The organism is Frankia sp. CeCAU1 (assembly GCF_977971845.1).
In genome coordinates, this window is the sequence record NZ_CDWWXA010000172.1 from 799 (window position 1) to 8657 (window position 7859).

Here is a 7859-nt window from a genome sequence, read left to right on the forward strand (position 1 = left end):
GGTGTTTGAGAATGCCCGCTGGTGACGGTGTGTGATCTTCCGGGGTGCGCGATGGGGGTGCACTCGTCGGATCATGGCCGGGTGGGGGTGGCTGGGGGCTGACGGTGGACGGATGGCGCATGCTCACCGTCATCGGTATCCGTCGGATCTGTCGGACTCGCAGTGGGCTCTGGTCGGGCCGTTGCTCCCGCCGCCGGCGGCGGTGTGCCGGCCGGAGAAGCATGATCGGCGTGATCTGGTGGACGCGATCCTGTATGTGGTGCGCTCGGGGTGTGCGTGGCGGGCGTTGCCGTCGGACTATCCGCCGTGGCAGACCGTGTACTACTACTTCGCCCTCTGGCACGATCTGGGTGTCACCGAACGTGTTCACGACGTGCTGCGGGAGCAGGCCCGCCGGGCGGAAGGACGCGATGTCGAACCGTCGGCGGGGATCATCGATTCCCAGTCGGTGAAGGGCGCCGACACCGTGCCCGCCTCCTCCCGCGGCTACGACGCCGGCAAGAAGGTCAACGGTCGTAAGCGGTTCATCGCTGTGGACACGATGGGACTGCTGCTGGCCGTGCTCGTGGTCCCGGCCAGCACCCATGACACCGCCAGTGGCCGGCAGCTCCTCCTCGACAGTTTCTTCGCCGGCCGGCGGCTACGGCTCGTATTCGCCGACGCCGGGTTCGCGGGTGTCTTCATGGACTGGGCCGCCCGGATCCTGACCCTCACCCTGCAGGTGGTGCGCAAACCCGCCGGGCAGAAGGGCTTCTCCGTCCTGCCACGTCGCTGGGTCGTCGAACGAACGTGGTCGTGGATCACCGGCTACCGCCGGCACGCCCGCGACTACGAACGCCGCCCCGACCACGCCGAATCCCTCATCCGCTGGGCCATGATCGCCACCATGGTCCGCCGCATCGACCGGCGCACCCCCGCCCAGCGGCCCGGACCCCGACCGCTACAGAGAATCATCTAAACGACGATCTCAAACACCTTCTGACGGCGTTGCTCGCCGACGACCGCGAACGCCACGGGAACTGGCGCAAGGTCCCGGCCCGTGACCAGGCACTTCTTGCCTTGGCCCACCTGCGCAACGGAGACACCTACACCCGCCTCGTCGAGGGATTCCAGGTCGGGGTGGCCACTGTGTGCCGCTACGTCCACGAGGCCGTCGCGCTGCTCGCCGGCCGTGGCCGGACCCTGCTCGCCGCCGTCTGGGCCTTCGCCTGGTGCCGGAGCAACTTCCTCATCCTCGACGGCACCGTCATCCGCATCAACCGGATCCGCGCCCACAACAGGCTCTACTACTCCGGCAAACACAAACACCACGGCGTCAACCTCCAGGGCCTGATGGACCCCTACGGCCGGATGATCTGGATCTCCGACGGACTGCCCGGATCCACCCACGACATCACCGCCGCGAGGTCCCACAACATCCTCCACCTGATCAACCAGGCGGAGACGATCTACCTTTACGCCGACAAGGGCTACGTCGGCGGCGAGAGCGAACAACTCCTCACCCCCCGCAAGAAACCCCAGAACGCCGAACTACCCGACGCCGACAAGGAGAAGAACCGCAGCCTCTCGGCCACCCGCGCTGTCGGCGAACGAGGATTCGCCGTCCTCAAGAACTGGCATGTCCTCGACCGGTACCGCGGCTGCCCCCGCCGCGTCGGCACAATTTCCCAAGCCATCCTCGTCCTGACGCACGAAGGAATTTAGGAGAACCGAGGATGGAAAACGCTCATGGCACAGCGGCTCCTTCGGAAGAAGGCGGCGGGGATTGCCTTCGGCCCGGCGTCGGCCCGACGAAAGGCAGTTCTGAGCCAACTCCGACGGGCTGGCTTTTTCCCTGACAGGTGTGGCGAAGCCGCTGACATGCCACTTTTCTCTGGCCGTATGGGTCGGCACGGATTCTGACGGAAGACTGGTTTATCAGCTGACGTGTGGGGGTGTCAGCGACGAGGGGAAGATGTTCATCCGGGCGCCGTTCCGGCCATGTGGCTCAGAAGGAGAAGCCGCTGGCGATCGTGGCGTCTCCCACGCCGCGATGCCGACGGCGGTCCGTACCCCCGGGCAGTGACCCTGAGTCCGGAGGCGAAAACGCGGCAGCCGTCGACCAGGGTGACCGCGCTCCGCGCGGGAGGCACTCCGGGCAGGAGCGCCGTCCGACGAACACGGTGCGTGCCGTCGTAGGGGCGCTGGTGAGCTCGGCCGAGGTCCAGGACCGTCCGGCAGGGGCGGGGTCAGGCCTCGCGACGGTAGGTGCTGGAGGCCGCCAGCGCGATGCCGCCCCGGGCGTTGAAGTTCACGGTGACGGTGAGCTGCACCGGAGCGAGCGCGGCCACCAGATCGTCACGTATCAGGGTGGCCAGGTGTTCGTGGAAGATCCCTTCCTCCCGGAAGGTCTCCAGGTAGAGCTTGAGGCTCTTGGTCTCCAGACCACGCCCGCCCGGCCGGTAGTCGATGCGGATCGTCGCCCAGTCCGGCTGGCCGGTGATCGGGCACCGGCAGGTGAACTCCCGGCAGTCGATCCTGATCTCCTGCGAGGTGTCGTCGATCGGGAACGTCTCCAGGGACCGGTCGGCCTTCGCCTCCGGGTTGCCCAGCTTCGTCAGGGCCACTGCCGCATCACCGACGCTCCCTCTCCCGTTCCCGCACACCGGCACCGCTGACGAGCATAACCCGCCGATCCTCAGCCCTGGTGCGCCCGGGTCGGGAGCGCCTCGGGCGACGACATGTCCTGCGGCGACCGGCCGAGGACGACCAGCTCCTCGGTGCTCAGCCGCACCCGGTCCACCGACCAGCCGCGCCGGTCGGCCAGCCGCTCCAGCTCCTCCTGCATCGGCGGCGCGAAGACGGCCGGCCGCCCGTTCATCGCCCGGGTGGGGAAGGAGACGGCGACGTGCCGGGCGTCGACGGTCTCGACCAGCCGCAGGCCGCTGCCCCGCCGACGGTCCTCCAGGCAGTGGTAGGTCTTCAGCAGCAGTGCCAGATCGGCCCGCGGTGGGGGACCCTGGGCCACCACGTCGTGGTGGACCACCCAGCCCTGCGGATGCACCATGGCGAGGAAGGCGTTGCCGATCTCGACGAAGTCGGCGTTGAGGTCGTAGCCCGTGTACGTGGCGTCACAGGTCTCCAGCAGCCAGGGGACGGTGAGGACGTTCAACGCACAGGCGATGTCGACAACGGTGTCCGGGGCGGGCAGGATCGACAGCAGCGCGGGGTAGAAGTCGTCCAGGTCGGCAAGGCGCTCGGCGGTGGAGACGTGCCGGGCCAGCACGGCCCGGCAGCCGGCCTTCAGGGCCTGCGGATCGCCGGTCGGCAACCGTGCCACCTCGCGGCGCAGCACCGCTGTCCGCCCGCTCAGCAGGTGCAGGGCGGCGACCCGGTGCAGCCGCACCCGGGCCCGGTGCTCGACCGGGCCGGTTCCCCCGGCGCTCGCCTCCTGCTCCACGACATGGGCGATGGTCTCGGGGTGCACGCCCCGGTACTTGGCCGAACGGGCGATCCGGGCGGCGGCCGCCGCCACGGCCTCCTGGTCGGCGCCCGGCGGGGTCACGCCGGTGTCCGGTCCGGCTCGTCACCTCGGTAGATGCACCCCGACGTGCAGGTCTCGCGGACGGTGACCGCGCTCAGCGGGAGCTCGCCGGCCAGCCGGTCCCAGATCCACCGGGCGAGGTTCTCGCTGGTCGGGTTGTCCAGGCCCGGCACCTCGTTGAGGTAGCGGTGGTCCAGCTGGTCGTGCAGCGGAGCGAACGCCGCCCGGAGGTCGGCGAAGTCCATCACCCATCCAGCCCGGGGGTCGACCGGGCCGACCACCTGGATCGCGATCCGGAAGGAATGCCCGTGCAGCCGGGCGCACTTGTGACCCTCCGGCACCTCCGGCAGGCGGTGCGCGGCCTCGAAGGTGAACTCGCGGAAGATCTCCATCAGCGGATCCCCAGGATCTTGTGGGTCTGAATGCTGAGCCTCCAGCGTGGGTGGGCCAGGCAGTAGTCGAGCGCCGCCCGGGTGTTGGCCTCCCGGTGCAGCCCGTCCATCGGCTGCAGCAGGTGATGGCCGAACTCCAGGCCGGCGAACAGCTCCGGTCCGGCGCCGGGCTGCGGGAAGACCAGTTTCAGCTCGTCACCGGTGGTCAGCCGCAGCGGCGCCCCCGCCTTGGGGGACACGCACACCCAGTCCAGCCCGGCCGGCGCCGGGCAGGTGCCGTTGGTCTCGACGGCCACTTCGAAACCTCGTGTGTGCAGGGCGGACACGGCCGGGGTGTCGAGCTGCAACAACGGCTCACCGCCGGTGCAGACCACGTAGGGCAGCGCCCCGGGGGCATCGGACGGCCACCGCGCGGCCACGGCGTCGGCCAGGTCGTCCGGGGTGTCGAACACGCCGCCGTCGGGGCCGTCGGTACCCACGAAGTCGGTGTCGCAGAACTGGCACACCGCCCGGTGACGGTCGCGTTCCCGCCCGGTCCACAGGTTGCACAGGGCGAACCGGCAGAACACCGCCGGGCGGCCGGACCGCACGCCCTCCCCCTGCAGCGTGTAGAAGATCTCCTTGATCCGATAAACCATGTCAGCCCCCCGCCGGGTCAGGGACCCCCACCTCGGTGAAACCACGCTCCCGCAGCGAGCAGGAGTCGCACCGCCCACAGGGCCGGCCGTCCGGCCCCGGGTCGTAGCAGCTGTGCGTCAGCCCGTAGTCAACCCCGAGCGAGAGACCAAGGCGAATCGTGTCCGCCTTGCTCAGGTGCATCAGCGGGGCATGGACCGACAGGGTGCGCTCACCCGACACGGTGGCCTTCGTCGCCAGGTTGGCCATCGCCTGGTAGGCGGCCAGGTACTCGGGACGGCAGTCCGGGTAGCCGCTGTAGTCGACCGAACTCGCGCCGATGAACACGTCCCAGGCACCCGCGGTCTCGGCCAGGGCCAGCCCGAAGGACAGGAAGATCGTGTTCCGGGCCGGGACATAGGTGACCGGGATCTCCTCCGCCGTTCCGGCCGCCGGGACGGCGATGGTCGGGTCGGTCAGCGCCGACCCGCCGAAGACCCCCAGGTCGATGTCGACCACCACATGCCGGACCACCCCGAGCGCGGAGGCCACCCGCCGGGCCGCGGCGAGTTCGACCTCGTGCCGTTGGCCGTAGCGGAAGCTCAACGCGTGGCAGGCGAATCCCTGCTGGTTGGCGATGGCGAGCACGGTTGCCGAGTCCAGCCCCCCGCTCAACAGCACCACCGCGGCGGGTCGGGGGTCCGTCCCTCCGACCGCGCCCCGGGTCGGGTTCACCGTCACGTGTCGTCGTCCCCAATCTCGGCCGGGCCGGCTGCCAGCGCGCGCCCGCCCGCCCGCAGCTGCTCGATAAGTCGAGTGTAGAAGCGCAGGTTGTGCAGCGTGGCCAGCCGGTCGGCCTGCCCGTCCCTGACCCGGAAGAGATGGTGCAGGTACGACCGGCCGTACCGGGTGCAGGTGGGGCAGTCACAGGTGGGACAGATCGGCTCGTCGATGCGATGGTTGCGTTCGTCCAGGATGTGGACGTTCTGGTAAAACGACCCGTCGGCGGCCAGCGGGGCGTTGTTGAAGGCGTACAGGCGACCATGCCGTGCGTCCCGGGTGGGAATGGTGCAGTCGAACACCCACCGGCGATCGATCTGGCACAGCGCCACGAGATGCTCGGGTTTGCCCACCCCGAGCGCGAAGAGCGGGGCCTCGGGCGGCGTGGACGCCGAGAGCAGGGCGAACATCTCCCGTTCGAGCACGCCGTTGCCGTCCAGGGGCCAGCCGCCGAAGCCGAACCCCTGCGCGCCCGCCTCCACCAGGGCTTCCACGCAGCGCTTGCGCTGGTCGGGATCCGCACCGCCCTGCACCACACCGACCAGCAGCGGCGGGTTCTCCAGCCGGCGCTGCCGACACTGGAGATCGAAGGCGGTACGGGTGTCGCGGAACCAGCGGATCGTGCGGTCGACCGAGGCCACCACCTCGGCCGGCGAGTCCTCCGGACCCGTGCAGTCGTCGAGCGCGATGACGACGCCCGAGCCCAGCCCGAACTGCCACTCGATCACCCGCTGCGGGGTGAGCTCGACCTTCGTGCCGTCGGCAGGATTGCGGAAGACCACCCCGCCGGGGCGGATCGCGCTGTGCTGCCCCTGCCGCCGCAGCAGGGACAGCACCTGGAACCCGCCCGAGTCGGTGACCACCACGCCGTCCCAGGCCATGAAGCGACGCAACCCGCCGACCCGCTTCACCGGCCTGACACCGGGCCGCTGGGCAAGATGGAAGGCGTTGCACATCACCGCCTCGATCCCGACCTCGCGCAGGTCACGGGGATCCGTGCTGCGCACCGCCGCCCGGGTGCCATCCGGCAGGAACGTCGGTAGCTCGACCGTCCCGTGCGGCGTCGCCAGCACGGGAGCCGGCACAACAGGCATGACGGGCGGACTCATCCTCGGCATCTCAGAACCAGTCTAGTCGGCCGGTCCACCCGCGGGCGGGCAGGTACCGGACCGGACCCGGCCCTCGGCCTCCCCGACCAGTGCGTACACCTGGTTGCGCGGCAGGCCGGTGACCTCACGGACCACCTCGCGGGCCAGCCGGGCACCCGCTCCGTGCCGCAGCATCGCCTCGGCGACGCGGTCGGCCAGCTCCGTCTCCCCGGCGGCGGCCCGCGTCCCCGCCCCCTCCACGACCACCGTGAACTGCCCGCGGACCGGCTGCTCCCCGGCCAGCACGGCACGGACCTCGTCGAGCGTCCCCCGGATGAACTGCTCGTCCGGCTTGGTCAGGTTGCGTGCCAGCGCCGCCCGCCGCTCACCCAGCACGGCGGTCAGGTCGGCCAGGCACTCGGTCATCCGGTGTGGCGCCTCGAACAGCACCAGGGAGGCGTCGAGACCGCGCACCTGCTCCAGGGCCGCCCGGCGGGCGGCCGGTCGGCGGGGCAGGAACCCGAGGAAGTGGAACCGGTGTACCGGCAGGCCGGATCCGACGAGCGCGGTGACCGGCGCGCTGGCCCCCGGCAGCGGGCGGACCGGGATCCCTGCCTCGATGGCCGCGGCGACCAGGCGGTAGCCGGGGTCGTTGACCAGCGGGGTGCCCGCGTCCGACATCACGGCGACGTCCGCGCCCTCCTGCAGCAGCGACAGCAGTTGGGGACCCCGCTCCTGCTCGTTGTGGTCGTGGTAGCTGAGCAACCGGGGCGACGTCCCGAGCGGCTGCAACAGGCGCCGCGCGTTGCGGGTGTCCTCCGCCGCGACCACCGGGACCTGCCGCAGCACGTCGACGGCTCGGGCGGTGATGTCGCCGGGGTCCCCGATGGGCACCGGGACCAGATAGAGCGTGCCCGGCACGGTGGCACTCCTCTCCGGCCCGACTCCGCTTTTCTCCGGCCCGACTCCGCTTTCCGGCCCGACTCCGCTTTCCGGCCCGACTCCGCCGCCGACGCGGCGGCGCCGCGTTCCTGCGTCGGCCATCCTAGGAGCGCCCTGCGGATCCTGCCCTGCCGGGGTTGCCCGGGACGGGGCGTGCACCTCGAGCACCACACCGCCGCGCGACGCGGGTCACCCGCGACGCCCGCACGACCAGGCCGGGCCGGCCGTCAGGACCGCGGCGGTCGTCTCCCATGACCGCCGGTGTGACCGCCCCCACAGGCCGCTCCCGCCCGTAGCGCCGCCCGCCCCGGAGGGGCCGGATGACAGAAAGACGACAGCACGATGGGGGACGGCAGCCTCACAGGTAAGGGACGTGACGTTCCGTGAGATGGCTTCCCGAGCCCGGGCCGGCGACCGGCCCCACACCGCACTCACGCTCCGTCACGACATGATCGGCCCCGTCCGCCGCGCGGGTCACACCGGGATCGCCGCCGCCCGGCGCCGACCCCGCCGCCCCAC

The 7859-nt window shown here is 70.9% G+C and carries 9 protein-coding genes; 2 read left to right on the forward strand and 7 right to left on the reverse strand.

Annotation, left to right across the window (positions count from 1 at the left end):
* Positions 1 to 112 precede the first annotated feature (112 nt).
* Positions 113 to 958: an IS5 family transposase gene (locus AC08OO_RS20945; RefSeq protein ID WP_023842153.1), complete on the forward strand. Its 846-nt coding sequence runs from the start codon at positions 113 to 115 to the stop codon at positions 956 to 958.
* A 29-nt stretch (positions 959 to 987) separates the two neighbouring features.
* The gene (locus tag AC08OO_RS20950) at positions 988 to 1704 is read left to right on the forward strand and encodes a transposase family protein (protein ID WP_235463275.1); all 717 of its coding nucleotides are present in this window, start codon (positions 988 to 990) and stop codon (positions 1702 to 1704) included.
* 524 nt (positions 1705 to 2228) lie between these two features.
* On the opposite strand, the gene queF is transcribed toward AC08OO_RS20950, so the two are convergent.
* The 7 genes from queF to rsmI form a co-directional block, all read right to left on the reverse strand.
* Positions 2229 to 2606: a preQ(1) synthase gene (gene queF, locus AC08OO_RS20955; RefSeq protein WP_011437764.1), complete on the reverse strand. Its 378-nt coding sequence runs from the start codon at positions 2604 to 2606 to the stop codon at positions 2229 to 2231.
* A 71-nt stretch (positions 2607 to 2677) separates the two neighbouring features.
* On the reverse strand, positions 2678 to 3544 hold the full coding sequence (locus AC08OO_RS20960; protein WP_011437763.1) for a 16S rRNA methyltransferase: 867 nt from the start codon (positions 3542 to 3544) through the stop codon (positions 2678 to 2680).
* Positions 3541 to 3915 (reverse strand): 6-carboxytetrahydropterin synthase QueD, encoded by a 375-nt coding sequence (queD, locus tag AC08OO_RS20965; protein ID WP_011437762.1) that lies wholly within the window; start codon positions 3913 to 3915, stop codon positions 3541 to 3543. The genes AC08OO_RS20960 and queD overlap by 4 nt, the downstream gene beginning before the upstream one ends.
* Positions 3915 to 4553 carry a 7-carboxy-7-deazaguanine synthase gene (gene queE / locus AC08OO_RS20970; protein WP_476618951.1) on the reverse strand — a complete coding sequence of 213 codons (639 nt, stop codon included), beginning with the start codon at positions 4551 to 4553 and terminating at the stop codon, positions 3915 to 3917. The genes queD and queE overlap by 1 nt, the downstream gene beginning before the upstream one ends.
* A gap of 1 nt (position 4554) precedes the next feature.
* On the reverse strand, positions 4555 to 5271 hold the full coding sequence (gene queC / locus AC08OO_RS20975) for a 7-cyano-7-deazaguanine synthase QueC (RefSeq protein WP_023842150.1): 717 nt from the start codon (positions 5269 to 5271) through the stop codon (positions 4555 to 4557).
* On the reverse strand, positions 5268 to 6404 hold the full coding sequence (locus AC08OO_RS20980; protein ID WP_070133240.1) for a tRNA-ribosyltransferase family protein: 1137 nt from the start codon (positions 6402 to 6404) through the stop codon (positions 5268 to 5270). Before AC08OO_RS20980 ends, queC begins: the two co-directional genes overlap by 4 nt.
* Before the next feature lie 36 nt (positions 6405 to 6440).
* Complete coding sequence (gene rsmI / locus AC08OO_RS20985) at positions 6441 to 7319, reverse strand: 16S rRNA (cytidine(1402)-2'-O)-methyltransferase (protein WP_023842148.1); 879 nt, start codon at positions 7317 to 7319, stop codon at positions 6441 to 6443.
* Positions 7320 to 7859: the final 540 nt, after the last annotated feature.

Coding starts and splice junctions, on each gene's coding strand:
- queD (WP_011437762.1), bottom strand. CDS start 3,915: ATGGAGATCTTCCGCGAGTTCACCTTCGAGGCCGCGCACCGCCTGCCG.
- queE (WP_476618951.1), bottom strand. CDS start 4,553: ATGGTTTATCGGATCAAGGAGATCTTCTACACGCTGCAGGGGGAGGGC.
- AC08OO_RS20980 (WP_070133240.1), bottom strand. CDS start 6,404: ATGCCTGTTGTGCCGGCTCCCGTGCTGGCGACGCCGCACGGGACGGTC.
- AC08OO_RS20945 (WP_023842153.1), top strand. CDS start 113: ATGGCGCATGCTCACCGTCATCGGTATCCGTCGGATCTGTCGGACTCG.